We start from the raw sequence: 26,252 nt of genomic DNA, 5'->3' as shown, positions 1-26,252 counted from the left end.
CCGGAGAGCCTTTCTGATGGGGCGGGCGACACCCTACATACTCATCCTGCCAAGCTTCCTGATGGCAGCCTTCATCATCTTGTGGCCGCTCTACCAGATCGGCACGATTTCGGTGCATGACGTCAACCGCTTCGGCATGCTGCGCGACTTCTCGGGCCTCGCCAATTTCCAGGCGCTGTTCAACGATCCCGATTTCATCGCCGCGCTGTGGCGCACCCTGGTCTGGACCGCGGGCGTGGTGCTCGGCACGCTTGTCTGCTCGGTGCCGATCGCTCTGATCCTCAACGACGATTTCCACGGGCGCAGCCTCGCGCGCGTCATCGTCATGCTGCCCTGGGCGGTGTCGCTTGCCATGATGGCGATCGTCTGGCGCTGGGCGCTGAACGGGGAGAGCGGCATGCTGAATTCCGGCCTCAAGGGGCTCGGCCTCATCGGCACCAATGTCGAATGGCTGGCGCAGGCCTCCACCGCCTTCCCGATGCAGATCCTGATCGGCATCCTCGTCTCGATCCCCTTCACGGTGACGATCTTCCTCGGCGGCCTCTCCTCGGTGCCGGACGATCTCTACGACGCCGCTTCCGTCGAAGGAGCGAGCCACTGGCAGCAATTCATCCACATCACCCTGCCCTTGCTAAGGCCGTTCATCAACATCGCCTTCGTGATGAACACCATCAACGTTTTCAACTCCTTTCCGATCATCTGGGTGACGACGCAGGGCGGCCCCGCCAATTCCACCGACATCCTGGTGACCTATCTCTACAAGCTCGGCTTCCGCATCGGGCGGCTGGGCGAGGCTTCGGCGGTGTCGATCATCATGTTCGCTCTGCTGCTGGTCTTCACCATCATCTATGTCAGGCTGGCGATGCGGGAGGAGAAGGCGGCATGAGCAAGCTCAGGCGTTCGATCCTCTACTGGATCCTGCTGTCGCCCATGGTGGTGCTGGCGCTGTTTCCCTTCGCGGTGATGTTCGTCACGGCGCTCAAGCCGACCAACGAGATGCTGTCCTCGAGCTGGTGGCCGAACGAACCCACCTGGCGCAACTTCATCGACATGTGGGGGGAGACGGGCTTCGGCCTGGCGCTCCTCAACACGCTGATCGTGGCGCTGGCGACCACGGCGCTGGTGATCCTGATCGCCATTCCCGCCGCCTATGCCCTCAGCCGCTACCGCTTCGCCGCGCGCGGGGCCTTCCGGCAGTTCCTCCTGATCTCGCAGATGCTCTCGCCGATCGTGCTCGTCATCGGCCTGTTCAAGCTGATCGTCGCCATGGGCCTGATCGACAGGCTGAGCGGCCTCGTCTTCGTCTATATCGGCTTCAATCTCGCTTTCGCGGTATGGATGCTGCAGAGCTACTTCTCCACCATTCCCCGCGACCTTGAGGAAGCGGCCTGGATCGAGGGGGCAAGCCCGTTCAAGACGCTGGTGAAGGTGTTCCTGCCGCTGGCCGTGCCGGCCATCGTGGTGACGGCCATCTTCACCTTCATCTTCGCCTGGAACGAGTTCCCGCTCGCCCTTTCCATGCTGCGCCAGCAGGACAGCTATACGCTGCCGATCCAGATCTTCAACCAGGTCGGCGGGCGCTATACGATCGAGTGGAACTATGTGATGGCGGCAGCCCTGGTAGCCACCATTCCCATTGCCGTGATGTTCGCCTGGCTCCAGCGCTACCTGATGCGCGGCCTGGCATTGGGAGCGGTGAAATAGCTGGGATCGCCGGCCTCCCGGCCGGTTCTTCCCGTGTCGCCCACGCGGTTATCTTATGGAAGGAGGGGCCGGCCGGGAGGCCAGAGGTCCCAGCGAGAATATCATGACCAAGCAGCATTTCGGCTCCGCTCACGTTCCGCTCTCCCCAGCGGTGCGTGCAGGCGACAGCATCTATATTTCCGGCCAGGTGCCGACCTTGCCGGATGGTTCGGTGGTGCAGGGCGGCATCGAGGAGCAGACCCGGGCCGTGATGGACAACGTCGCCAAGGCACTGGCGCTCGCCGGCGCTGGGCTGGAGGATGTGGTGAAGACCACCGTCATCCTCGCCGACGCTCGCGATTTCGGCGCCTTCAACAAGATCTATGGCAGTTACTTCCCGACCAATCCGCCCGCCCGGACCACTCTGGAGGCTCGGCTGATGATCGATATCAAGGTCGAGATCGAGGCGGTGGCCTACAAGCCGGCATAGCCTTGCAGGATGGGCGGACGTCCTGTCCACCCTTCCGCTTCACGAGCGATCATGTCCAAAAGCGGACTGGAAGTCCGCGCAGCCGGGGTTAACCATGCGTATCTTCACGGCCTCCTTTGCCACCGAGACCAACACTTTCTCTCCGGTTCCGACCGACCGGTCGAGCTTCGAGATGGCTTTCTATGCCGGCCCTGGACAGCATCCGGAAACGCCGACGCTCTGCTCGTCGCCAATGGTGGTGCTGCGGCGGCGGGCGAAGGAGGAGGGCTTCACCCTGATCGAGGGCACCGGCACTTGGGCCGAGCCCGGCGGGCTCCTGCAGCGCCAGACCTTTGAAGGGCTGCGCGACGAGATTCTCGCCCAGCTCCGCGCCGCCCTCCCGGTCGATGCCGTCATCCTCGGCCTGCACGGCGCCATGGTGGCGCAGGGCTACGACGATTGCGAGGGCGATTTCCTCGAACATGTCCGCGCCATCGTCGGTCCGGAGGTGCTGATTGCGAGCGAACTCGATCCCCACAGCCATTTGACGAAGAAACGTGTCGCCAACGCCGACATCCTGGCGGCCTTCCTGGAATTTCCGCATACGGATTTCTACGAGCGCGGCGAGCATGTCGTAGACCTCGCCCTGCGCACGCTGCGCGGCGAGATCAAGCCGGTGATGTCAACCTTCGACTGTCGCATGATCGGCGTCTTTCCGACGAGCCGCGAGCCGATGCGATCCTTCGTCGACCGTATCAAGGCGATGCAGGGCAAGGACGATATCCTCTCCATCTCGCTTATCCATGGCTTCATGGCCGCGGACGTGCCCGAGCTCGGCACGCAGATGCTGGTCGTCACCGACAATGACCGGGCGAAGGGTGACACGCTCGCGCGCGAACTCGGCATGGAAATTTTCAGTCTGCGCGGCAGGACGGCGATGCCGATGGTCGGCATCGACGAGGGTCTCGATCAGGCCCTCGCACTTGTGGCCAAGAAGCCGGGCAAGCCGGTGGTGATCGCCGACGTCTGGGACAATCCGGGCGGGGGTGTGGCGGGCGACGGTACCCTGATCCTGCGACGCATGCTGGAGCGCGGCCTCGACCGCATCGGTCTCGCCACGATATGGGATCCGATCGCCGTGACCTTCTGCCTTGCCGCGGGGGAGGGCGCCAGGCTGACGCTCCGTTTCGGCGGCAAGGCCGGACCGGCCTCGGAGGGGCAGCCCGTCGATGCCGAGGTGGAGGTGCGCCGCGCCGTGCCGGAGGGCTGGCAGAGCTTCGGCAAGAGCCGCGTGACGCTTGGTCCGGCGGCGGTCGTGCGCATTGTCGGCACGCAGGTCGACGTGATCCTCAATACCAACCGCACCCAGACTTTCGAACCCGATATCTTCTCCAATCTCGGTATCGACTACACGGCCAAGGACATCCTGCTCGTGAAGTCCACCAACCATTTCTATGCCGGGTTTGCTCCAATCGCGGCCGAGGTGATCTATATCGATGCCGGCGCGCCCTATCCCTCCAATCCGCGCGTGACCGACTACAAGAAACTGTCGCGCGAGATCTGGCCGAGAGTGGAGAATCCGCACGGATAGGATCGGGGCGGCGCGACCGTCATTCCGCATGCATACGTCAAGCGGTGCGCCCGAGAACCAGCGCAGCCCGAGGGCTCCGATCGAGGCTCGACAAATATTTCGATCTGCTTTAGTGATGATCGGAACAAAAAGGGAACATTCTCATGAAGCTCGGCTACGTCATTCACTATGTCCCCGATGTTGCAGCGACCAGCGCCTTCTACAAGGCGGCCTTCGGGCTGGAGGCACGCTTCATTGCCGATGGTGAGTTTGCCGAACTCATCACCGGAGAAACGGCGCTCGGCTTTGCCGATGAGAAGTTCGTGGAAACCATGGTCGGTTCCTTCCGGCCGAACCTTCCGGACGGTCCCCCGGCCGGTATCGAGATCGCCTTCGTGGTCGACGACGTCGAAATCGCCTATCGCAAGGCCGTTCTTCACGGGGCCGCGCCCATCGCCCCGCCGGTCCGCAAGCCCTGGGGACAGGTGGTCGCCTATGTCAGGGACAACAACGGCGCGTTGGTGGAGCTGTGCACGAAGGCGCGGTAGCCGGGAGTACCGAGCTTCCCGGCGGATGTGGCGATTGCCAGGGAATTGGCGGTCGGGGAACTGGTGGAGATCTTTCATGGCCAAGGCCGAGCATAAGAGCGACGCCTTTGAGGCAATTCACAGCGCGGTTGCGGGCATGTATCGGGCAGAAACCGTCGACAAGGCTACGAAGCGGCATTTCGATGCGCTCAGCCTCGTCGAGCCTCAGCCTCTCGCGCCGCTTGAGATCAAGGCCCTGCGCGAGAACAACCACGTCAGCCAGCCTGTGTTCGCCGGTTATCTGAATACCGGCGAAAGTACGGTGGAGAAATGGGAAACCGGCGCTCCCGGCCTAATGCCGGAAGTGCCTCGTTCCCGTGAACACCATCGCCAACCCGGCCGCGTCGGCCGCCGCGATCACCTCGGCGTCGCGTTGCGAGCCACCGGGTTGGATCACGGCGGTCGCGCCGGCCGCCACCGCCGCCTCCAGGCCATCGGCGAAGGGGAAGAAGGCGTCGGAGGCGACCACGGAGCCCTTGGTCAGCGTCTCCTCAAGCCCAGCCGCCTTTGCGGCATCGGCGGCCTTGGAAGCAGCGATTCGGGCCGAATCCACCCGGCTCATCTGGCCGGCGCCCACGCCGACCGTGGCGCCGTCCTTCACGTAGACGATGGCGTTGGACTTCACATGCTTGGCGACGCGGAAGGCAAAGCGCAGGTCTGCCATCTCCTGCTCGCTCGGCGCACGCCGGGTCACAACCTTCAGCGGCATGTCGTCGACAACGGCGTTGTCGCGCGACTGCACGAGCAGCCCACCGGCCAGCGTCTTGGCGGTGAGGCCTCCGGCGCGCGGGTCTGGCAGGCCGCCGGTGACGAGCAGCCGCAGGTTCTTCTTGGCCGAGATGATGGCGATGGCGTCCTCGCTCGCCGCCGGTGCCACGATCACCTCGGTAAAGATCTCGACGATCTTGCGCGCCGTGTCGGCATCGAGCTCCCGGTTGACCGCGATGATGCCGCCGAAGGCCGAAACGGGATCGCAGCGCAAGGCCTTCTCATAGGCCGCCGCGAGGGTCGGTGCCTCGGCGACCCCGCAAGGATTGGCGTGCTTGACGATCACGACCGCCGCCGATTTGGCCGGGTCGAACTCGGCGACGCATTCGAAGGCGGCGTCGGTGTCGTTGAGATTGTTGTAGGAAAGCGCCTTGCCCTGCAACTGCGTGGCGGTGGCGACTCCGAAGCGCTTTTCCGGCGTCTTGTAGAAGGCCGCGCTCTGATGCGGGTTTTCTCCGTAGCGCAGGGCCTCCGCCAGCGTGCCGCCGATGGCGCGGAAGGTCGGCGCCTCGATCTCCAGCGTTCCGGCAAACCAGTTGGAGATCGCGGCGTCATAGGCGCCGGTACGCGCATAGGCCTTCGCGGCAAGGCGGCGGCGGAAGGGTAGGGTGGTGGCGCCGGCATTCTCCGCCATTTCCGCCAGCACTTCGTCATAGTCTGCCACGTCGACGACCACGGTGACGTCGTCGTGATTCTTGGCGGCAGCGCGGATCATGGCAGGACCGCCGATATCGATATTCTCGATCAGGTCCTCGAAGGAGGCGCCGCGGGCGAGCGTGGCCTCGAAGGGGTAGAGGTTCACCACCAGAAGGTCGATCGGCGCAATGCCGTGCGCCGTCATCGCCGCGCGGTGTTCCGCATGGCCGCGGATGGCGAGCAGGCCGCCGTGCACCTTCGGATGCAGTGTCTTGACGCGTCCGTCCATCATCTCGGGAAAGCCGGTGAGCTCGGAGACTTCCCTCACCTTGAGGCCTGCCTCGAGCAGGGCCTTGTAGGTGCCCCCGGTGGAGACCAGCTCCACCCCGTGGCCGGCGAGCGCCCTGGCGAAGTGGACGACGCCGGTTTTGTCCGAAACGGACAGCAGGGCACGGGCGATGGGGGAGGCAGCTGCGGTCAAGGCGGGAATCTCCAGAGGGCGGGCATCTGCGGCGCTTGATAGCGCAAGACGCGGCGGAGGGGGAGACTTTATGGGAAGGGCATTCCTGTCCGGACGAGGCGAACGTGCCGCTTTCCTCGTACCCAGGCGAACTCCTTGCCAGGTTTACACATGACCGGAATAGGGATATTTTGTATCCTTAATGGTTGCCGCCCGTCCCGCCCGCGGAATGTACGAATGATCCTGAGAAGCCAAGTCGAATGGGCGCTGCACTGCTGCGCGATTCTCGCAGGTCTGCCCGAAGGGCGCTACCTGTCGACGAAGGCGCTGGCCGAGTTTCACGGGCTGCCGAAGGAATACCTCTCCAAGGCCCTGCAGAGCCTCTCCCAGGCGGGCCTCGTCCACACCACGCTCGGCCCATCCGGCGGGTACAGGTTGGCGAAGGTGCCGGCGGACCTGACATTCCTCGACATCGTCGAAGCGGTCGAAGGCCCTGCGCGGACCTTCGTCTGCAACAATATCCGGGCCAACAATCCCTGCCGCCCGCAAGGCTATTGCGAGAACACCCCTTGCCCCGTGGCGCGCATCATGTGGGAGGCCGACGAGGTCTGGCGCCAGAAACTGCGCAGCGTCAGGCTATCCGACCTGGTGGAGAGCCTGTCGCAGGAGATCCCGGAAGAGCTGTGGAAAGACAGCTTCGGATGGGTGCTGGAACGTGCGGGATGAATCGGGGCCGAGACTGAGGACCGGGCGGCGGGAAGTGCACCGGTCTTCCGCTTCAGGCGAGGTCGAAGCCGTTGGCCCGGCAGTGACGGGAGAGACGGTCGATCACCTCGTTCCGGGCTGATGTCCGCAGGCTTGCGCTTGCGACCCGGAACTGCAGCTCGATCTCGATCGCCGCGGCGTCGGCCGCCTTGAGGGCGACGACCGGTGGCGGGTCCTGGACGATGCGCTGGCAGTCATCCAGGACGGCCCGCATCACCTCCTCGACGAAGCTGGGCATCTGCGTGGCGGCGATCCGCACGGCCTGCGTGATCTCATGTGTCTCGTCAGGCCGGCTGAGATTGGTCAGCCCCTGCCTTGCCAGGACGCTGTTGGGCAGCACGACGATATTGTTGGCGCCCGTGAGCAGGTTGGTGGCGCGCCAATTGGTCCCGGTCACCCGGCCCTCGGTGCCATCGCCCAGCATGATCCAGTCGCCGATGGCGTAGGGACGGCCCAAGGTCAGGGCTATGCCCGAAAAGACGTCTCCGAGCGTATTCTGCAGCGCAAGGCCAAGGATGACGGCCACCACCCCGGAAGTGGCGACGATCGTGCCGACGGGCGCGCCGAACACGAAGCCCATGATCGCCAGGGCCACGCCGATATAGGCAAGCGCGACGATCAGATCCTGCAAGAGATGTGCTTCCCTTGGCCTGCGGTTCAGCGCGATGTAGATGTTCATGACGCCGATGATCGCCCAGGCCAGGTGGGTCCACCACAGCACCCGCCCGGACTTGGCGAGAAACCCGCCGATACCGCTCTCGCTCCCATCGGCCAGTATCGGCGACACGCCGGCGAGGCAGAGCAGGACCGTCATGCCCGCGAAGAACAGGATCTGCACGACGAGGCGAGCTGTCGGGCGCTTGCGACCCTGCAGGTGCCACACCACGATGCCGGCGATCCCCAGCATGTTGGTGAGCGTGAGCGCTAGAAGGCTGTAATCATCGAACATGGCGGGCACCTGGGAAAGGACAGGCAAACGTCAGGACCGGCCAGGCTCGAAGGCACCTTGCCGTCAGGCATTCCTCGGGGGAGCGCCGAGGCGGCTGGAGACCGCGATCGGCGCCCTGATCCCGGTCTATTTCCGGATCGGGAAGGTGAGCTCCTTCTGGCCGGTGTCGACCACGAAGACGGCGAGCAGCCTGGCCGGCTTCGTTCGGCTGGCGTTTTCGCTGACGCCGTGACGGTCGCCCGGCATTTCCGAGAAGCTCTCCCCGGCGTGGTAGACCTTCACCGGACCGTCATTGACCTGGCTGCGGATCGCACCCTCCAGAACCGTGGCGTAGATGAAGGCCGAGGCTGGGTGCGTATGCGCCTCGGATGTACCGCCGGGACCGTACTCGACGAGAACGCCCTTGAGGCTCTTGCCCGGAACATTCGGCAGTTCGTGCTCATAGACAAGCGTAACCCTGGAGGCCTTGCCGGGGTTGGCGTCATGTGCCACGGCCTGGCCTAGCAGCAGGCTCGCGGCGACAAGACCCGTGGCGATTGATCGGATCATCTCGAGATTCCTTTCTGGGACTGCGATGCGGTGAACCATTGTTCGAAGGTGATCCGGCCGAGATGCGGATTGCCGTCGCTGACGAGGGAGCCATCCTCCAGGTGCGCGCCGAAATAGCGCGCATCGGGATCCGCCACGACCTTGCGGGAATCCCCGCTGACCCGCAGGTAGCGGGCGACGAACTCGCTCAGCCGCCCGCGTTCAGGACCGGCGATCTCCACCATCCCGTTCACCGGCCGGCCAACGGCAACGTCGGCCATGGCGTCGGCAACGTCGTCGGAGGCGATGGGCTGCACATAGGCGGGCGACAGGCGAACGCTCTCGCCAACAGTGCCGGATTGAGCGATACCCGGGAGGAATTCCATGAACTGCGTCGAATGGACGATCGTGTAGGGTATGCCCGAGCCCTCGATCAGCTTTTCCTGGACGAGCTTGGCGCGGAAATAACCGCTGTCCTGCAGGCGCTCGGTGCCGACGATGGAGAGTGCGACATGGTGCCGGACGCCGGCGGCCTTCTCCGCCGCCATGAGGTTGCGGCCCGAAGTCTCGAAGAACGCCATCACCGCCTTGTCCTCGAAGGACGGTGAATTGGCGAGATCGATGACGACCTGGGCGCCGGACAGCGCCTCGCCGAGGCCTTCGCCGGTGAGGGTGTCGACACCGGTGTTCGGCGAGGCGGCGATCGCCTCATGGCCTTGCCTCCGCAGGCGGTCGACCGTCTTGGAACCGATGAGACCGGTTCCTCCGATGATCACGATTTTCATAAGACTTCTCCGTTCGCGGCCGTTTCCGTGCCGCGTTGCGTCGGTGAATTGGGGTGGTTTGGCTGCCGACAGTCATGGCGGGCCGGCGAGGCAGAGCGCCGTTCCGATACTCAGGCCACCAGGCCCGCCTTCTCCAGGCCGTAGAGCTTGTCGGCCGAACCCGGTACCGCCTTGAAGGCGATGGCGGCGCGGTTCCAGGCATTGATGGTCATGATCGCGAAGGTCAGGTCCGAGATCTCCTTCTCGGAAAGCTGGCCGCGCACCCTTTCGTAGAGGTCGTCGGGGACGCCACCCTCAGGCAGCCTGGTCACGGCCTCGGTCCAGGCCAGGGCAGCGCGTTCGCGAGGCACGAACAGGTTGGATTCCCGCCAGATGGCCACATGGTAGAGCCTCAGTTCGCTTTCGCCGTGAATCTTGGCTTCCTTCACATGCATATCGAGGCAGAAGGCGCAGCCGTTGAGCTGGGAAGCCCGTATCTGCACAAGATCCTGGATCTTCTGTTCGATGACGCTGGCCTTGAGGGCCAGGCTGAGATCCGCAAGCTTCTTGAAGAGCTCCGGTGATTGCTGGGCATAGTTCAGGCGCTGTGTCATTGCTCTCATCCCTATTTAAGGATATATAATATCCTTATGGATATAAAATATCCGTAATAGCTGGGCTGTAAAGCGTTTCGCGCCTAAGTTGCGGACATAAGGCTCATGCCAAAAAGTATGGGGGCGAGTTGGATATCGTATCGGCTTTGCGAACTTTTCTCCGGGTCGCCGAGACTGGGTCCTTCAGCGCGGCGGCGCTTGACCTCAACCTCACCCAGCCGGCGGTTTCCCGTCAGGTTTCCGCCCTTGAAACCCATCTCAACACCCGCCTCTTCCATCGCACCACGGTCGCGCTGGCCCTGACGGCCGAGGGAGAGGGCATGATCCCGATGGCGATGAGGGTGGTCGATGCGGTGGAGTCCCTTGGAGAGACGGCCTGCCCCGGGGGAGCGCCGGTATCGGGCAAGGTGAGGCTCAGCCTGCCCGCGCCGCTCGGGCTCTATATGAGCGAGCGCCTGGCAGGGCTTCTGCGAAGGCATCCCGCACTCGCCGTCGATCTGGTCTTCCGCGACGATCCGTCCGACCTGGTCGGCGATGGTATCGATATCGAGGTGCGCATCGGCCAGGTTGCGGACAATAGCCTGGTGTGCCGGCGCATCGGCTGGACGACTGCCTACCTCGTGGCTGCGCCGTGCTATCTCGAAGGGCGGCCCGGCGTGGCCGCGCCCGACGACCTGCCCGTTCATGACTGCATCTGCTACAGCCGCGCCGGCGACGGCCGCTCATGGTCGTTTTCGAACGGGGCCGATGACGTTGCGGTCCGGATCGCACCGCGCATGACGGCGAACAATGCCGTTGCCGTTCATCGCGCTGCCCTTGCGGGCGGCGGCCTTGCCATCCTCTCCCACATCCTTGTCTGCCAGGACATTGCGGAGGGGCGGCTGATCAGCCTCATGCAGGATTTTCCGCCGGCGCGGCTGCCGATCAATGCCGTCTATCCGTCCCGGCGCAACATGCCGCCGCGGGTTCGGGCCGTGCTCGACTTTCTCGTCGAGGCCGTCCGCGAGGACCCCCTGATGGCCGGTTGATCGTCACGCGAGCCGATCCTTCCCCGGTTTCGGGGAAGGAAGGAACGCACTGGTCTTCGCGGATCGATTTCGTTCAGAGCCTCGCATCCGGTTCCCGGAAGGCCTTCTCCCCGACATCCGACACTTCGACCCATTTCTTGTCGGGTACCGCACCGTCGACATAGCCGTCGTGCCAGTTCCACCATTTGTAGGTTGGAGTCTGGGGATAGCCCGCCGGCGAATCCTCCCAGACCTCCTGGCGGCCAAGTGGTGTGATGTCGAGGTAGTTCCAGGTACCTCCCATCTGCTCGTCGCCCCGGTTGTTGACGAAGTAGGTGCGGAAGATGCGGTCGTCCTCGCTGTAGAACACGTTGGTGCCGTGCCATTCGCCGACACCGAAATCGGTATCGAAGCTGTCGGTGATGGTGAACCACGGCATCTGCCAGCCCATCCGTGCCTTCAGCCGCGCGATATCGGCCTGAGGCGCCCGGGACACGAACACAAGCGTGGTATCGCGGGCATTCAGATGCGCGACATGGGCAACCTGATCCGCCACCATGGAGCAGCCCCTGCAGGCATGGTCGGGCCAGCCGAACACGCCGGGTTCATAAAAGGCACGGTAGACGATGAGCTGACGCCGTCCTCCGAAGAGGTCGAGCAGGCCTACAGCTCCTTCGGAACCCTCGAACACATATGTCTTCTCAACCGCCATCCACGGCATGCGCCGCCGTTCGGCAGCCAGGGCGTCTCGCGCGCGGGTCTGTACCTTCTCCTTCACCAGCAAGCGCTGGCGGGCGGCTTCCCATGCCTGTGGCGACACCACGGCTGGCATGCGCATGGTGGACTGTCCGCCGTTCCGTCCATTCTCTGTCGATATTCTCATGGCTCATAACCTCCTGATTGGGGTGATCCCCGCGCCCAGTGACTCCGGCGCGGCTTCCAACCCGCTGCTTGCCGGCACTTCGTTGCCTGGGAGGAGCTTGGCACTGCGAGGCGCGGCGCTGGGAGTAACAAGTTTGGCGGCATTCCGGAGAGGGACCGGTTGCCGGCGCATCTTGGCGCCATCCGGCGCGAGTTGTTCCGCAGGGCATGAAAAGACGCTTTTTTGTACCGCCAGTTACGACTCAGGACGAGATGCTAACGACCAGTCGAAATGGGTAGTGTAATACGTCTCTCATAAGAGGCAGAAAGTCTTTCTGTCTGGTCACAACTCTCTGGTACGATAAACGTAAGCAACGCGAAGCCAATTCGTGAGATTAAACTCTAGAATTAACCAATATTCTAAAGATTTGATCCCGGATTTGTAAATTTTGCTCCCGCATTCAGCCGGTCTTGCGTTCGTATAAAAACTCTGTGGGGGATGCTCAGGTGTCTATCGAAACGTTTGGCATGAATTCCGGAGCCGGTATTCCCGATGGCCGTAAAGCAGGCCGAGGCTATGCCGATCTCAAGGAGCTCGTTTCCCGGAAGACTGCAAGGTTCGGCAAGAGGGCGTTCGATGTCGCGGTTTGTTCCGCTGCCCTGATCTTTCTCCTCCCCTTGATTGCGTTGATGGCTGCGGTCCTGCTCCTGATCCAGGGGCGTCCTCTCTTCATCAGCCACACGCGAGTAGGCCTGGATGGCAAGAGCTTTCCCTGCTTCAAGTTCCGCAGCATGGTAACGAACGGCGATGAGGTTCTGCGTGAGCATCTCAGCGGGAATGCCGCTGCGTTGCGTGAATGGCAGGAAACGCACAAGCTCAAGGATGATCCCCGCATTACGCCGTTCGGCAAGTTCCTTCGCAAGTCGAGCGTGGACGAGCTTCCCCAGTTGCTCAACATCATTCGCGGGGAAATGAGCATCGTCGGACCGCGGCCGATCGTGCGGGACGAAATCTCCCGCTACGGACTGCATATCGAGGACTACAAGCGCGTTCGTCCTGGCCTGACGGGACTGTGGCAGATCAGCGGACGCAACGACACATCATACCACGACCGGGTCGCTCTCGATGTGCGCTATGTCAGGGAATGGAGCTTCTGGCGGGATCTGTCGATCATCGTCAAGACGGTTCCGGCGGTCCTCAAGTCCTCCGGTTCCTACTGAGAAGTTGGCCGCGCGGAGCTATTCTACGGGTTCCGCGCGGCCTGATTCCACGCTCCTCGCAGCCGGTGCCGCCGGGCCGGCCCGAGTGAAAATCACACTCTCCCAGGCGCAACCTTCCTCACACGGGATCCGCAGGCAGGAACGCCCAGGACATGGTGTGCTCGCCATCCGGCAGGGCCATTACAATCTGCACCGAACGCCTCGGCCCTTCTGGATTGGCCAGGTGCGCCGTCTCGGCAAGAGTGAAGGGGACATCCGCAAGGAAGAGCCATTCCTTGCCGTTGGGCAGGGTGATGACGATCTGTGTGTCACCATTGGCCGGGCGAGCCGCAACGGCCGGATGAAGATGGAAGCGAAGCAGAACCGGCTGCTTGCCGCGCCAGGGCGCTCCCCCGTGGTCGAGGAAGCTGTCGCGGCCCTCCAGCGCGCCGGTGATCTGGCTCAGCGTCAGCTCGCGCTTGTGGATCAGTCCGAAATCGTGGCGATAGCCGTCATGGCTCGCCGTCAAAGTCACGGCAGTGGGCAGCGTCTCGCGTTGCACCGGCACATTCTTGGGGCCGGACAGGATGGCGCGTCCTCCCATGCCGGGCTTGCGGGTACCGCCGGCGAAGTGGCTGGACGAGGCGTCGTTCACGATCGCGGTTGAGTGCGCTCCCGTGGAACGGGCGAGGTGGCGCCAGTTCTCGCGTCCCGGAGCCGGGGCGCCGCAATTCACCACGATACGGAAATTGTCGGCCGAGAACTCGAAGGAGAGAGTGCCCGCATGGGCTTCCTGCGAGACGTTGATCGGCGGGGGCGTACCCGTATCCACCAGCAGCACGGCGCCGTGGCCTTCCACGCGCTGATAACCGCCATGGGGTGCGTTCTGCACCGGCTTGCCGCGAGCGTCGTCATAGGCAAGCAGGGTGGCGATCAGATGGCTCTGCGTGTAGCCCATGCCGTTGAAGGCGCCGAAGGCCCCGTCCGCATGGCGGAAGAAGCGCAGCATCGGCATCATGCGATCGATGGCCCCCAGGAGTTCGGGCGGCGCCACGGCATTGCGGGCGGCGAAGGATTGGCGCAGGGGCAGAAGGTCCAGCAGGAGTTCGATATTGGCCTGCGGGTTGCGGCTGATGTGGATGCCATCCGAGAGAATCTGGCGATTCAACTCGCTCACCAGCCAGCGCTGGGCCGGGCGTCGCAGGCTCACCTTGTCGGTAAGGCAAAGGCTCACCTGCATGACCGCCACGGCGCAGAGCAGGCGAGGCATGCCGTCTGTGGTGTTGCGCCCGGCATGAAGGAGATAGCTCGCCTGCCAGGCGACGGCCCGGATGAAGGCCTTGTAGAAGCCGCGGTCGGCGCCATCCAGCACCATGGGCGCCATGCTCACCCAGGAGAGCAGGCGACGGGCCGTCAGCAACGGATCGAGTGCCTCGGGCTGGAAGCGGAGGTTCGAGCGAACGAAATCGGAAACGAGACGGCGCGCGGCCTGCTTGCCGGCAACGCCGTCTGCGGAGCGTAGATGGCGCAGCCAGGTGAAGCCGAGAAGCGTTTCGCGCCAGGCTGGCGAAGGCGGTGCCACCGCAAAGGGCGATACCTCGTTGAGCACGATGGTCTTGCCCGCGAAGGTGTAGCGGCCGGAAATGAACTCGGCGGCGCGGGTGGGATCGGAGGCGCGCAGATCCTGCGGCGCCAGCACGAGCTTTTCGGGTTCGCCGCGCCCGAAGCGCCAGCGCATGAAGGGGGAGAGGTAGAGGCGCGTCAGAAGGGCGCGGCCGGATTCGCCGGCTGCATGCATGGAAAGACGAAGCTTGGGGCCCAGAGTGCCTCGGCTCATCCTTGACGCATACCTCCAGGAAAGAGGCGGGATGGGCGCCCGCCTGTCAGTCACTGCCCCTTGTTGAACGTTGCTTGAGCTTCGCGCAAGCCTTCGGGGCGCGAAAAGCGTGGGATGGGGAAAGATTTGGGAGGAGGGCGGGGCGTAGCCCGCTTCCCCCCGGGGGGAAGCGGAGAAGCGCTCGGTCGCGCTCCGCGCCGGGAGGCTTACCCCAAATACCGCAGCCTCGCGGCGAAGAACCCGTCCATCCCAGCCATCGCCGGATCCGCATCCGGCAGCAGGCTCGGCAGCGTGCGTAGGGTGCCTTCCGGCGTGATCGCGCCTTCCACGCCCCCTATTTCAGCGGCATCGACCTTTTCCAGGCGGAATCGATCGTTCTTCTCAAGGAAGCGGGCGATCTGCTCCTCGCCCTCCTCTGCCTCCAGCGAACAGGTGCAGTATACCATCACTCCGCCAGGCTTCAGCAGTCCCGCCATGCGTCCAAGCATGCGGCGCTGCAGGTCGGCCATCGCGCCGATGTCATGGGCCGACTTGCTCCACGCCACGTCCGGATGGCGCCGAATGGTGCCGGTGGCGCTGCAGGGCGCGTCGAGCAGGATGGCGTCGAAGGGCTCGGCCTGCCAGGACAGCACATCCGCCGCCACCACATTCGCGGAAAGATCGAGGCGCTTCAGGTTTTCGCGAAGGCGGGCGAGACGGGCGTCGGAGCGATCGACGGCCGTGACGCTGGCGCCGGAAGCGGCGAGTTGCGCCGTCTTGCCGCCGGGCGCGGCGCAAAGGTCGGCCACCCGCAAGCCACCGACATCGCCGAGCAGGCGCGCGGGCAGGGCGGCTGCGGCGTCCTGCACCCACCAGGCGCCCTCTTCGTAGCCCTCCAGAGTCCGTACGGGGCCGTTATGGGCGATTCGTACGGAACCGGTCGGCAGGAGGCGGCCGCCAAGGCGTTCGGCCCAGCCGGCAGCATCCTTCTTCATCGTCAGGTCGAGGGAAGGCTCGTGGCGATGCGCGCCGACTATGGCGAGAACGGCCGCCTCGCCATAGTGACGGCGCCAGCGTTCGAGCAGCCAGGACGGGGTATCGGTCTCCGGCGGCAACGCCGCCAGGCGTTCTTCCTTGGTTGCGGAAATCTTGCGCAACACCGCATTGGCGAGCCCGGAAAAGGCCTGGGCGCGGTCATCCGCGCGGGCGAGGCGAACGGCAAGGTCCACGGCGGCGTGGTCCGGCACGTCGAGGAAAAGGATTTGCGCCGCTGCGGTGACCAGGATCGCCTCCAGAGGTCCCGACTTGCGCGGCATGCCCTTGGCGAGCAGGCTGTCCAGGATGGTGCCGATGGTGCCGTAGCGCCGCATGGCGACACCGGCGATCATGCGGGCGAGGGCAAGGTCGCGCGGCTCGAGGGCGGCGCCTTCGAAGGCATCCTCGAGCGGCTCGTCCTGGCTGAGCACGCCTTCGATCGCCCTGAGCGCCAGAGCGCGGGCGGCGAGGCCGGGCACGTCGTGTCGGGAAGGCGGCATGCCGCGGCGGGGAGAGGAGGGTCTGTTCAAGGTTTCGGCGTTTCCGATCAGGGCGTATGGACTGGCCGCCTCCATAAAGCATTTGCTGGTGCGGTGGGAATTGCTTTTGCATGTGTTGGCAGGATGGATGGGATCTGCGAAAGCTCCTGGCCCAGTCGAACACCGTCCCGGAGCCCCATGCCCATCGAGATCTTTGTCGATGCAGACGCCTGTCCCGTAAAGGACGAGGTCTATCGTGTCGCAGGAAGGCACGGCCTCAAGACCCATGTCGTCGCCAACAGCTTCATGCGCGTGCCGCGCGATCCCCTGATCGGATTCGTGCTGGTCAGCGCCGGGCCGGATGCCGCCGACGACTGGATCGCGGAGCGCGCCTCGCCTGCCGCCGTGGTGGTGACCAACGACATTCCGCTCGCCGCGCGCTGCGTGAAGGCGGGTGCGAGCGTGATCTCGGCCGTCGGCAAGCCCTTCACCGAGGCCTCGATCGGAATGGCGCTCGCCACCCGCGACCTGATGGACCAGCTGCGCTCCGCAGGCGAGATCACCGGCGGACCTAGGCCGTTCAGCCAAAAGGACCGCTCGGCCTTCCTGAGCGCGCTGGACCTGGCGATCGTCAGGCTGAAGCGCGCGGGGCACTAGGGAGCCTGCGCCAACGCGCCGCTTGGCGCTTCATCTCCCCCGCCCTATCTAAAGTCCGCAACCAGGAGGGCATCATGGCCGAGCGTGACGATGAGGCGAACCGGCTTTCGGCGCGGGCTCGGCGCTATGCCAAGGTAGGCGTGAATGTTGGCGGAGTGGCGGCCCGCATGGCCGGCTCCCGGCTGGTCGGGGGTGGTTCGGCCGGTTCCAACGCGGCTGCGCTGGCCCGGGCGCTCGGCGGGCTCAAGGGCCCGCTGATGAAGGTCGGCCAGCTTCTCTCCACCATTCCCGATGCGCTCCCTCCCGACTATGCGGCCGAACTCTCCAAGCTGCAGAGCCAGGCGCCCCCGATGGGATGGGCCTTCGTGAAGCGACGCATGATCGCGGAGCTTGGGCCGGCCTGGGCCGAGCGTTTCGGCGACTTCGAGCATGAACCGGCGGCAGCCGCTTCACTCGGGCAAGTGCATCGCGCCACCGCCAAGGACGGCACGCCGCTCGCCTGCAAGCTGCAATATGCCGACATGCAGTCGGCCGTGGAGGCCGATCTTTCCCAGCTCCAGGTGCTGTTCGCTCTGCATCGGCGCTTCGATCCGGCGATCGACACCCGCGAAATCTACCATGAGATCAGCGAACGCGTGCGCGAGGAACTCGACTATCGCCGCGAGGCCAAGCACACGGCGCTCTATCGCAACGCCTTCGCGGCGCTCGGCATTTTCGACGTGCGCGCGCCTCGCGTCTGGCCGGATCTTTCCACCGGGCGCCTGCTCACCATGGATTGGCTCACGGGTGAGCGTATCCTTGCCTTCAAAGAGGCGGATCTGAGCGTACGCAACCGCCTTGCCGCGGCGATGTTCGCCGCCTGGTGGCAGCCCTACGCCCATATCGGCATCATCCACGGTGACCCGCATCTCGGCAACTACACGGTTTTTCGCGAGGATGGCGAGGCGGCGGGCATCAATCTGCTCGACTATGGTTGCATCCGCATTTTTCCGCCCGCCTTCGTGGGTGGGGTCGTCGATCTCTACCGCGGCCTGTTGCAGGGGGAGCCGGACCGCATCGTTTCCGCGTACGAGACCTGGGGCTTCCGCAACCTGTCGAAAGACTTGATCGAGACACTGAATCTGTGGGCTCGCTTTATCTTCGGCCCCCTTCTGGACGACAGGGTGCGCACGATCGCAGACGGCGTATCGCCGGCTGAATATGGCAGGCGCGAGGCCTATACGGTGCACCAGGCGCTGAAGGAAAAAGGGCCTGTGACGGTGCCGCGAGAGTTCGTCTTCATGGACCGCGCCGCCATCGGACTTGGCGGGGTCTTTCTGCACCTGCAAGCGCAACTCAATTTCCACAGGCTTTTCGAGGAGGCGATCGAGAATTTCTCCACTCAGGAGGTTGCGGCCCGGCAAATGGCGGCGCTGGCGGAAGTCGGGCTGGCATAGGTGGCCAAAAAAAGCGCCCCGGCAGGGGCGCTTGATGTCGTTATGGAAAGAAAAGGACGACCGACTTGGCCGCCCTTCGATTCCGCGCCTGAATGATCAGCCGTGGGTCGGCCGGATCACCTTGCCGTGCTTGACGTGACGTAGCGTGGCGTGATGAACGGCGGCGGGCTGGGCGGCTGTCGCGGCGGCCGGCTGCGGGCCGAGCCACTTCTGATAGAGCGGCCAGCCGGCGGGAGCGGCCGGCTGGGTGGCGGCGTCATAGCCGTAACCCTTCTGCAGCGACCAGAAATCGGTGATGCCATCGGCGTAGGCGCTGGAGGCCGCAATGACGAACCCAGCGGCGGCAATGGTGGTGGTGATCAAAACTCTCATGAGCAAGTTCCTCGAATATTAATAGCCCCTCCGACGCCACCGTGGCGCTCCAATTTTGCCGAAATTATGAAAATATTCTCCGGTCAAGTGTTCGTGATAAGTCGTGAAACATTGAATACTTGAAAATCAGAGAGCAAGTATCTGATTTGGCTGTGCAACCGGGGCGTGTGATCCTGGGTTCTCTAAAAAGTTGTTTTCAGTGAATACTGCACGCGAGGTGATTGGTGGGGTCGCTTCGTGCTTTTTTACTTTGCGGTGCATGAGGGGGCAGCCCTTGCGCGAAGGTTGCCTTCGCCCGTCTCGCCGCCTATGACTGGCGTCCCGCTTATCTCTTCCCCGATTGCCGCCATGACCCAGACGCCGGCGCCGAGCCTTGCCGACCTTCGCAAAGAAATCGATCGCATCGATGCGGCCATGCACAAGCTCCTGATGGAGCGCGGCGAGATCATCGACCAACTCATCGCAATCAAGCGCTCCCAGGCTTCGGGCTCTGCTTTCCGGCCCGGACGCGAGGCCTCGATGATGCGTGAGATCGTCGGGCGTCATCACGGCATCCTGCCTGTCGATATCGTGGAGTCGATCTGGCGGGTGATCATTGCTACTTTCACCCATGTGCAGGCGCCCTATACGGTGCATGGCGACATCTCGTTGGGCAATGCCGCCATGCGCGACGTGGCGCGCTTCCATTTCGGTTTCGTGGTGCCCTACGAGACGCACGACGATGCCGGCGACGTTATCCACGCGCTGGGCCACTCCAGGGGTGACCTCGGTCTCGTGCCGGTGGCTGCTCCGGGTGCATGGTGGCGCGGGCTGGAGGGCGATACCGAGCCGAAGATCATCGCGCGCCTGCCCTTCGTCGAACGCGCCGATCATCCGGCCGCCATGCCGACCTACGTGTTGTCCAAGCCGATCGACGAGCCGCCCTCGACTGGCGATGTACACCTGGTGTCCGCCGTCCTGCCCCAGGCGCCGGCGCGGCTTCCGCATGGCTGGAGCATCCCGGCCCATGCCGGCGCGGCGCTTCTCGTGGCGCTTCATCCGGGTCAGACGGTATCGGCGCTCGCCGAGGCGCTGCCCGCCGGCACGAGCATCGAATCCGTCGGCTCCCACGCCCCTGCCTTCATACTGCCGCATGCCGGCCAGGAGGCGCGGTGACCATTCCCCTGGACCGGCGATCGTCGCCGACAGTGCAATCCGATAGATCCTTACCCCCGGAAAATTCCTCCATGAACGGTCCTGTTCCCCGCCCCGGCGTGCTCTCAATCGATGCCTATGTGCCGGGCAAGTCGAGTGCGCCCGAGGGCGTCAAGGTCTGGAAGCTCTCTTCCAACGAGACCCCGCTCGGCCCGAGCCCGAAAGCCAAGGCAGCCTATGTCGCCGTGGGCGAGAAGCTCGAACTCTATCCCGAGGGCTCGTCGTCGGCCCTGCGCGCCGCCATAGCCGCGCGCTACGGCCTCGATCCTACCCGCATCATTTGCGGTGCCGGCTCGGACGAACTGCTCTCGCTGCTCGCCTATGCCTATCTCGGCCCCGGCGACGAGGCCCTCTATAGCGAGCACGGCTTCCTGGTCTACAAGATTGCCACGCTCGCCGCAGGCGCGACGCCCGTAACGGCGCCGGAGAGCAACTACACGGCCGATGTCGACGCCCTGCTCTCCAGGGTGACGGCGAAGACCAAGCTCGTCTTCCTCGCCAATCCAAACAATCCCACCGGTACCTATCTCCCCTTCAACGAGGTCAAGCGCCTCCATGCGGGACTGAGGCCCGACATCCTGCTGGTTCTGGATGCGGCCTATGCCGAATATGTGCGCGCCAACGACTATGAATCGGGCCTCGAACTGGTGGCGACCAGCGCCAATGTCGTGATGTGCCGTACCTTCTCCAAGATCCACGGGTTGGCGAACCTGCGCCTGGGATGGATGGTCGGCCCGCCCGCGGTGATCGATGCATTGAACCGTATCCGTGGGCCCTTCAACGTCTCGGGACCGGCCATGGCAGCCGGAATCGCCGCGATCCAGGATGATGCGCACGTCGCGGCCGCGATAGCCCATAACGATAGATGGCTGGCCTGGCTGTCTCAGGAACTCGCCGCGCTCGGCCTGGATGTTACCCCCTCCGTCGGAAATTTCCTGATGGTGACCTTCCCGCCAGAGCCCGGCCGGACGGCGAAGGATGCCGACGCCTTCCTGACCGAGCGCGGGCTGGTACTGCGCCGCATCGATTCCTACGGCCTGCCTGATGCACTACGCCTCACCATCGGCCCGGAAGAGGCGAACCGGCTCGTGGTCGAGAGCTTGAAGGAGTTCCTGGGCCGGTGAGCTCGTAGCGATCATGCGTTTCGCCGCCCTGCGACATTCTCAGCCTCATCCTGCGAGGCTCAATCTTTGATCCTCTCCCGAAGCGGGAGAGGGGCAACTCGTGGAGTCCCCAATGTCCGATCTGTCCACCTTTCCGATCACCCGTTCCTGGCCCGCGAAGAACCCCGACATCCTGCAGCTTTATTCGACGCCCACGCCCAACGGGGTGAAGGTCTCGATCATGCTGGAGGAGACCGGCCTGGATTACGAGCCGCACTTCATCGACATCGGCAAGAACGAGACCTGGACGCCCGATTATCTGTCGCTCAATCCGAACGGCAAGATCCCGGCCATCGTCGATCCCAACGGCCCCGGCGGCAAGCCGCTCGGCCTGTTCGAATCCGGTGCGATCCTGTTCTATCTTGCCGAGAAGACCGGCAAGTTCATCCCCGCCGATGCGGCCGGGCGCTACGAAACCCTCGAGTGGGTATTCTTCCAGATGGCCTCGATCGGCCCGATGTTCGGCCAGGTCGGCTTCTTCCACAAGTTCGCGGGCAAGGATATCGAGGACAAGCGGCCGCTGGAACGTTACCGCACCGAGTCCAAGAGGCTGCTGGGCGTTATCGAAACGCGCCTGGACGGGCGCGACTATATCATGGGTGCCGACTACACCATCGCCGATATCTCGATGCTCGGATGGGTGCGCAACCTCATCGGCTTCTACGGCGCCGGCGAACTGGTTGACTACGCCAGCCTCAAGCGCGTGCCGGCCTGGCTGGAGCGCTGCCTTGCGAGGCCGGCGGTGCAGCGAGGCCTGGAAATCCCGAAGCGGGGGTGATCCTCCCAGCGCGGCCGGACTCCAGCCGGCCGCCGGACCATCGACGATGCAGACAAGGGCGATGCGGCGGGGAATGGTCGCATCGCCTTCTTGTTGAGGGCGCGTTTCCACGGCGACGCGACGTTCGCGCTCCCAGGTTGCCTTCCCGCGCCTCATCGTGCACAGAGAGCGAAAATCCCAGGATAGCCATGTCCGACGCTTCCATTCTCTTCGATCGTCTCTGCGTGATCGGTATCGGCCTGATCGGCTCGTCCATCCTTCGTGCCGCGCGCGAACGCGGACTCGTACGTACCCTGGTGGCAGCCGATCTCAGCGAGAAGGTGGTGAAGCGCGTCGAGGAACTCGGCATTGCCGACTTCATCACGCAGGACCTCGCCGCGGCCGTGGCGGATGCCGATTGCGTCATCCTCTGCGTACCTTCGGGCGCCTTCGGCAGCGTGACCGAAGTGATCGGGCCACACCTGAAGGCTGGGGCCGTGATCTCCGACACAGGATCGGTGAAGGGCGCGGTCGTGGCGCAGATGGCGCCTTTCCTGCCGGAGGGCGTGCATTTCATTCCGGCCCATCCCGTGGCGGGCACCGAGCATTCAGGTCCCGATGCAGGCTTTGCCGCCCTGTTCGGCGATCGCTGGTGCATCTTCACGCCAGCTGAGGATATCGACCCCGACAAGCTCGCGCTCTACCGCGGCTTCTGGGAAAAGCTCGGCTCCAAGGTCGAGTGCATGACGCCCGACCACCACGACCTCGTGCTTGCCGTCACCAGCCATGTGCCGCACCTCATCGCCTACAATATCGTGGGCACGGCCGACGATCTCGAAGCGGTGACGGAATCGGAAGTGATCAAGTTCTCGGCCGGCGGCTTCCGAGACTTCACCCGCATTGCGGCCTCCGACCCGACCATGTGGCGCGACATCTTCCTCAACAACAAGAAGGCGGTACTGGAGGTGCTGGGGCGCTTCTCCGAGGACCTTGCCTACCTGCAGCGTGCCATCCGCTGGGGGGAGGGAGACAAGCTCTTCGACCTCTTCACGCGCACGAGGGCGGTGCGCCGCTCGATCATCGACCTGGGACAGGAGACGGCCGAGCCCGATTTCGGGCGAAAGCATGGAGAGTGACGTCTTCCAGAAACCCCCGGCATCCTGCCCATGGGGCTGACCTCGCGGAGAAAGGGCGCCAGACGCGGGCGGCGATCGCCGATCGCCCTCGTCCTTTCCGACCAGACGCGTCGTCTCCGAGATGTCGATCGGGGATCGACATGCCCATTCCGCGCCGCGACTCCCGAGGCTGGCGCCCAAGGGCGGGAGGCCGGTGGTTCCGGGAAGATGCCCACGCTTCCAGCAGCGTCAAATCCTGTCGTTTGCAGGCTAGCGGCTATCGTGTCCGCGACCCTAATTAGACGATTACAAATTCCTCTGGGCGGAACGGACAGACCATGACCGAAACGGTTATCACCTCGGACAAGCAAAAGGTGGTGTTGGGCTTTGACAAGCGCTTCGTGATGATCGGAGAACGCATCAACCCGACCGGCCGCAAGCTGCTCGCTGCCGAAATGGCGGCCGGCGACTATTCGCGCGTGGTCTCCGACGCGGTCGCCCAGGTCGAGGCCGGCGCCCAGATGCTCGACGTCAATGCCGGCATCCCGCTTGCCGACGAGCCGAAGATCCTGGCGGAGTGCATCAAGCTGGTGCAGGAAACCGTCGATGTGCCGCTTTCCATCGACTCCTCCATTGTCGAGGCGCTTGAAGCTGGTCTCTCCGTGTACAAGGGCAAGCCGCTCGTCAACTCCGTCACGGGCGAGGAAGAGCGCCTGGAGCGCGTGCTGCCGCTGGTGAAGAAGTACAACGCCGCCGTGGTGGCCATCTCGAATGACGAGACCGGTATCTCCGAGGATCCGGACGTGCGCTACGAGGTCGCCAAGAAAATCGTCGAGCGCGCCGCGGACTTCGGTATCCCGCGCGAAGACATCGTGGTGGATCCGCTGGTCATGCCGGTGGGCGCCATCAACGATGCCGGCCGCAAGCTGATGCATCTCCTGCGCCGCCTGCAGACCGAGCTGAAGGTGAACACCACATGCGGCGCCTCCAACTTCTCCTTCGGCCTGCCCAACCGTCGGGGCCTCAACGCTTCCTTCCTGCCCATGATGATCGGCGCCGGCATGACCTCGGCGATCATGAACCCGCTGCACCTGGAGGATATCCAGGCGATCCTCGGCGCCGACGTGGTGATGGGCCATGACCCGAACTGCATGAGCTGGATCAGGAAGTTCCGCGAGCCGGCGCCGGAAGGCGCCGAGGCCGCCGCCGGCGCCGGCCGCCGCGAACGCCGCCGCGCGCGCGGATGATTTCCCGGGTGTGCGGACGCCCTGTCCGCACCTTGGAAACGAATCGTTTGTAAGAAGGGTATGCGGACGAGACGTCCGCGCACCCGGGAATCCGCCCATGACCAACCCTCTCGTCTTCTTTGCACCCTCAGGCAAGCGTGGCCGTTTCCCGGAGGGGACGTCCGTACTCGAGGCGGCCCGAAAGCTCGGTGTCGATCTCGATTCGGTTTGCGGCGGGCGCGGCATTTGCGGGCGCTGCCAGGTGGAGGTCGGTGAAGGCAAATTCCCCAAGCTCGGCATTACCTCGGCGCAGGAACATGTCACGGAATGGAATGCCGTGGAGGCGCGGTATGTCTCCAAGCGCGGTCCCCTCCAGGAGGGCCGCCGCCTTGGCTGCCAGGCGAAGGTCTGCAACGACGTCGTCATCGACGTGCCGCCCGACAGCCAGGTCCACCGCCAGGTCGTGCGCAAGAGCGCGGCGATCCGCGACATAGCCATCGAGCCGGTGGTGACGCTGCACTATGTCGAAGTGCGCGAGCCTGATATGCACGACCCGTCGAGCGATTTCCGCCGCCTCCAGGAAGCCCTGGAGGAGCAGTGGGAGCTCAAGGATGTCACGGCTCCGCTTGAATCGCTGCGTCTCCTGCAGAAGGCCCTGCGTGACGGCAAGTGGTCCGTGACGGTCGCCGTCCGCCACAAGCGCGAGATCGTCGGCGTCTGGCCGGGCCTGCACGAGCAGGGCGTGGGCCTTGCCGTCGACATCGGTTCCACCACCATCGCCGCCCATCTGTGCGATCTCGCCAGCGGTGAAGTGCTGGCGTCTTCCGGCATCATGAATCCGCAGATCCGCTTCGGCGAGGACGTCATGAGCCGCGTCTCCTATGTGATGATGAACCCCGGCGGTGACGTGGAACTCACCACGGCCGTTCGCGAGGCCATCGCCGAGATCGCCTCCGCCGTGACCAGCGAAGTCGGCCTCATCTCCAACGACATCCTCGAGATGACGGTGGTCGCGAATCCAATCATGCATCACCTCTTCCTCGGCCTCGATCCGACCGAGCTCGGCGGTGCGCCCTTCGCGCTCACCATCGACGGTGCCTACCAGACCCGCGCGGCCCATCTCAACCTGCCGCTCTCCAGCGGTGCCTATGTCTATGTGCTGCCCTGCATCGCCGGGCATGTCGGCGCCGATACCGCTGGCGTGGTGTTGTCGGAGGGGCCTTATCTCAAGCCGGAAGTCTCCCTGCTTGTCGATGTCGGCACCAATGCGGAGATCGTCCTCGGCAACCGCGAGCGCCTACTGGCCTGTTCGTCGCCAACCGGCCCGGCCTTCGAGGGCGGCCAGATTTCCTCCGGCCAGCGCGCTGCCCCGGGTGCCATCGAGCGGGTCCGGATCGATCCCGTCACGCTCGAACCACGCTACAGGGTGATCGGCTGCGACCTCTGGTCGGACGAGCCCGGCTTCGCCGAGCAGACGGCGACGATCGGCGTCACCGGCATTTGCGGCTCCGGCATCATCGAGGTCATCGCCGAGATGCTGCTCGCCGGCCTGATCACGCCCGACGGAGTCGTCGACGGCGCCATGGCGGCCCGCACGCCGCGCGTGGAGGAGGACGGGCGCACCTTCCGCTACCTCATCCGCGAAGGCGAACCGCGTATCTCCATCACGCAGAACGACGTGCGTGCCATCCAGCTCGGCAAGGCGGCGCTCTATGCCGGCGTGCGCCTGCTGATGGACCATTACGGCGTGGCCGCGGTCGATCGCATCACGCTTGCCGGTGCCTTCGGCAGCCATATCGACGTCAAGCACGCCATGATCCTCGGCCTGGTGCCGGATTGCGAGCTGGACAAGGTCGGCTCGGCCGGCAACGCGGCCGGTACGGGCGCGCGCATCGCCCTGCTCAACGCCTCGGCCCGCAAGGAGATCGAGGAAGTGGTTCGCAAGATCGAAAAGATCGAGACGGCGATCGAGCCCTCCTTCCAGGCCCACTTCGTCGGCGCCATGGCGATCCCTCACAAGAGCGATCCCTTCCCGCATCTGGAAGCGGAACTCGGCATCACGTTCAAGCGCGGGAGCGCGGACGGCGAGACCGGGCGTGGTGGACGGGAACGGCGGCGCAGGGGATAACCCCTGGAATCGT

Annotated in this window: 25 protein-coding genes and 1 pseudogene; 17 read left to right on the top strand and 9 right to left on the bottom strand. The window is 64.5% G+C overall.

Annotated features, from left to right (window positions below):
* Positions 1-16 precede the first annotated feature (16 nt).
* From AC6H34_RS07200 to AC6H34_RS07175, 6 genes and pseudogenes are all read left to right on the top strand, one after another.
* Positions 17-886 (top strand): carbohydrate ABC transporter permease, encoded by an 870-nt coding sequence (locus AC6H34_RS07200; RefSeq protein ID WP_448150641.1) that lies wholly within the window; start codon positions 17-19, stop codon positions 884-886.
* Entirely contained in the window at positions 883-1,704 is an 822-nt protein-coding gene (locus tag AC6H34_RS07195; protein WP_448150642.1) for a carbohydrate ABC transporter permease, read from the top strand. Before AC6H34_RS07200 ends, AC6H34_RS07195 begins: the two co-directional genes overlap by 4 nt.
* Before the next feature lie 100 nt (positions 1,705-1,804).
* The gene (locus tag AC6H34_RS07190) at positions 1,805-2,173 is read left to right on the top strand and encodes a RidA family protein (RefSeq protein WP_497539854.1); all 369 of its coding nucleotides are present in this window, start codon (positions 1,805-1,807) and stop codon (positions 2,171-2,173) included.
* 94 nt (positions 2,174-2,267) lie between these two features.
* The gene (locus AC6H34_RS07185) at positions 2,268-3,743 is read left to right on the top strand and encodes a M81 family metallopeptidase (protein WP_497538350.1); all 1,476 of its coding nucleotides are present in this window, start codon (positions 2,268-2,270) and stop codon (positions 3,741-3,743) included.
* A 143-nt stretch (positions 3,744-3,886) separates the two neighbouring features.
* Positions 3,887-4,270: a VOC family protein gene (locus AC6H34_RS07180; protein ID WP_448150644.1), complete on the top strand. Its 384-nt coding sequence runs from the start codon at positions 3,887-3,889 to the stop codon at positions 4,268-4,270.
* Positions 4,271-4,346: 76 nt separating this feature from the next.
* A pseudogene (locus AC6H34_RS07175) lies at positions 4,347-4,595 on the top strand (helix-turn-helix domain-containing protein); the annotation flags it as partial.
* A gap of 6 nt (positions 4,596-4,601) precedes the next feature.
* Here the strand turns inward: AC6H34_RS07175 and purH are convergent.
* Complete coding sequence (gene purH, locus AC6H34_RS07170) at positions 4,602-6,194, bottom strand: bifunctional phosphoribosylaminoimidazolecarboxamide formyltransferase/IMP cyclohydrolase (RefSeq protein ID WP_448150645.1); 1,593 nt, start codon at positions 6,192-6,194, stop codon at positions 4,602-4,604.
* Between the two features lie 216 nt (positions 6,195-6,410).
* Here purH and AC6H34_RS07165 point away from each other — a divergent pair, with 216 nt between their 5' ends.
* The gene (locus tag AC6H34_RS07165; protein WP_497538349.1) at positions 6,411-6,899 is read left to right on the top strand and encodes an RrF2 family transcriptional regulator; all 489 of its coding nucleotides are present in this window, start codon (positions 6,411-6,413) and stop codon (positions 6,897-6,899) included.
* 52 nt (positions 6,900-6,951) lie between these two features.
* Here the strand turns inward: AC6H34_RS07165 and AC6H34_RS07160 are convergent, their stop codons facing one another.
* The 4 genes from AC6H34_RS07160 to AC6H34_RS07145 form a co-directional block, all read right to left on the bottom strand.
* Positions 6,952-7,887, bottom strand: a complete 936-nt coding sequence (locus AC6H34_RS07160) for a mechanosensitive ion channel family protein (RefSeq protein WP_497538348.1) — start codon at positions 7,885-7,887, stop codon at positions 6,952-6,954.
* A gap of 126 nt (positions 7,888-8,013) precedes the next feature.
* A complete protein-coding gene (locus AC6H34_RS07155; protein WP_497538347.1) occupies positions 8,014-8,436 on the bottom strand; it encodes a cupin domain-containing protein in 423 nt (140 codons plus the stop codon).
* The gene (locus tag AC6H34_RS07150) at positions 8,433-9,200 is read right to left on the bottom strand and encodes an SDR family oxidoreductase (RefSeq protein ID WP_497538346.1); all 768 of its coding nucleotides are present in this window, start codon (positions 9,198-9,200) and stop codon (positions 8,433-8,435) included. The genes AC6H34_RS07155 and AC6H34_RS07150 overlap by 4 nt, the downstream gene beginning before the upstream one ends.
* Positions 9,201-9,310: 110 nt before the next feature.
* Positions 9,311-9,793 (bottom strand): carboxymuconolactone decarboxylase family protein, encoded by a 483-nt coding sequence (locus AC6H34_RS07145; RefSeq protein WP_448150650.1) that lies wholly within the window; start codon positions 9,791-9,793, stop codon positions 9,311-9,313.
* 128 nt (positions 9,794-9,921) lie between these two features.
* Here AC6H34_RS07145 and AC6H34_RS07140 point away from each other — a divergent pair, with 128 nt between their 5' ends.
* On the top strand, positions 9,922-10,821 hold the full coding sequence (locus AC6H34_RS07140) for a LysR family transcriptional regulator (protein ID WP_497538345.1): 900 nt from the start codon (positions 9,922-9,924) through the stop codon (positions 10,819-10,821).
* A gap of 73 nt (positions 10,822-10,894) precedes the next feature.
* Here the strand turns inward: AC6H34_RS07140 and AC6H34_RS07135 are convergent, their stop codons facing one another.
* Positions 10,895-11,683, bottom strand: a complete 789-nt coding sequence (locus AC6H34_RS07135) for a DUF899 domain-containing protein (protein ID WP_448150652.1) — start codon at positions 11,681-11,683, stop codon at positions 10,895-10,897.
* Between the two features lie 506 nt (positions 11,684-12,189).
* Here AC6H34_RS07135 and AC6H34_RS07130 point away from each other — a divergent pair.
* Entirely contained in the window at positions 12,190-12,882 is a 693-nt protein-coding gene (locus tag AC6H34_RS07130) for a sugar transferase (RefSeq protein WP_448151400.1), read from the top strand.
* A gap of 118 nt (positions 12,883-13,000) precedes the next feature.
* Here AC6H34_RS07130 and AC6H34_RS07125 read toward each other — a convergent pair whose 3' ends face one another.
* Together AC6H34_RS07125 and AC6H34_RS07120 are read right to left on the bottom strand one after the other, a co-directional pair.
* Positions 13,001-14,698: a heparinase II/III family protein gene (locus tag AC6H34_RS07125; protein ID WP_448150653.1), complete on the bottom strand. Its 1,698-nt coding sequence runs from the start codon at positions 14,696-14,698 to the stop codon at positions 13,001-13,003.
* 206 nt (positions 14,699-14,904) lie between these two features.
* Positions 14,905-16,212: an RsmB/NOP family class I SAM-dependent RNA methyltransferase gene (locus AC6H34_RS07120; protein WP_497539853.1), complete on the bottom strand. Its 1,308-nt coding sequence runs from the start codon at positions 16,210-16,212 to the stop codon at positions 14,905-14,907.
* Between the two features lie 177 nt (positions 16,213-16,389).
* On the opposite strand from AC6H34_RS07120, the gene AC6H34_RS07115 reads away from it, so the two are divergent.
* Positions 16,390-16,848, top strand: a complete 459-nt coding sequence (locus AC6H34_RS07115) for a YaiI/YqxD family protein (RefSeq protein WP_448150654.1) — start codon at positions 16,390-16,392, stop codon at positions 16,846-16,848.
* Positions 16,849-16,922: 74 nt separating this feature from the next.
* Positions 16,923-18,284 carry an ABC1 kinase family protein gene (locus AC6H34_RS07110; RefSeq protein WP_497538344.1) on the top strand — a complete coding sequence of 454 codons (1,362 nt, stop codon included), beginning with the start codon at positions 16,923-16,925 and terminating at the stop codon, positions 18,282-18,284.
* Between the two features lie 96 nt (positions 18,285-18,380).
* On the opposite strand, the gene AC6H34_RS07105 is transcribed toward AC6H34_RS07110, so the two are convergent.
* Positions 18,381-18,656 carry a hypothetical protein gene (locus tag AC6H34_RS07105; protein ID WP_448150656.1) on the bottom strand — a complete coding sequence of 92 codons (276 nt, stop codon included), beginning with the start codon at positions 18,654-18,656 and terminating at the stop codon, positions 18,381-18,383.
* 348 nt (positions 18,657-19,004) lie between these two features.
* Here AC6H34_RS07105 and AC6H34_RS07100 point away from each other — a divergent pair, with 348 nt between their 5' ends.
* From AC6H34_RS07100 to AC6H34_RS07075, 6 genes are all read left to right on the top strand, one after another.
* Positions 19,005-19,811, top strand: a complete 807-nt coding sequence (locus AC6H34_RS07100) for a chorismate mutase (protein WP_497538343.1) — start codon at positions 19,005-19,007, stop codon at positions 19,809-19,811.
* 71 nt (positions 19,812-19,882) lie between these two features.
* Entirely contained in the window at positions 19,883-20,974 is a 1,092-nt protein-coding gene (hisC, locus tag AC6H34_RS07095; protein ID WP_497538342.1) for a histidinol-phosphate transaminase, read from the top strand.
* A gap of 112 nt (positions 20,975-21,086) precedes the next feature.
* Positions 21,087-21,791, top strand: coding sequence for a glutathione S-transferase N-terminal domain-containing protein (locus tag AC6H34_RS07090; protein ID WP_448150659.1), 705 nt, complete (start codon positions 21,087-21,089; stop codon positions 21,789-21,791).
* Between the two features lie 188 nt (positions 21,792-21,979).
* Positions 21,980-22,906, top strand: coding sequence for a prephenate/arogenate dehydrogenase family protein (locus AC6H34_RS07085; protein ID WP_497538341.1), 927 nt, complete (start codon positions 21,980-21,982; stop codon positions 22,904-22,906).
* Positions 22,907-23,223: 317 nt separating this feature from the next.
* Positions 23,224-24,132: a methyltetrahydrofolate cobalamin methyltransferase gene (locus tag AC6H34_RS07080; protein WP_448150661.1), complete on the top strand. Its 909-nt coding sequence runs from the start codon at positions 23,224-23,226 to the stop codon at positions 24,130-24,132.
* Positions 24,133-24,229: 97 nt separating this feature from the next.
* Positions 24,230-26,239, top strand: coding sequence for an ASKHA domain-containing protein (locus AC6H34_RS07075; protein ID WP_497538340.1), 2,010 nt, complete (start codon positions 24,230-24,232; stop codon positions 26,237-26,239).
* The last annotated feature ends 13 nt before the right edge of the window (positions 26,240-26,252 follow it).

It is taken from the genome of Labrys sp. ALF-8, from assembly GCF_059699065.1.
Note: the sequence above shows the minus strand (reverse complement) of the source record. Positions and strands in the feature narration are given on the sequence as shown.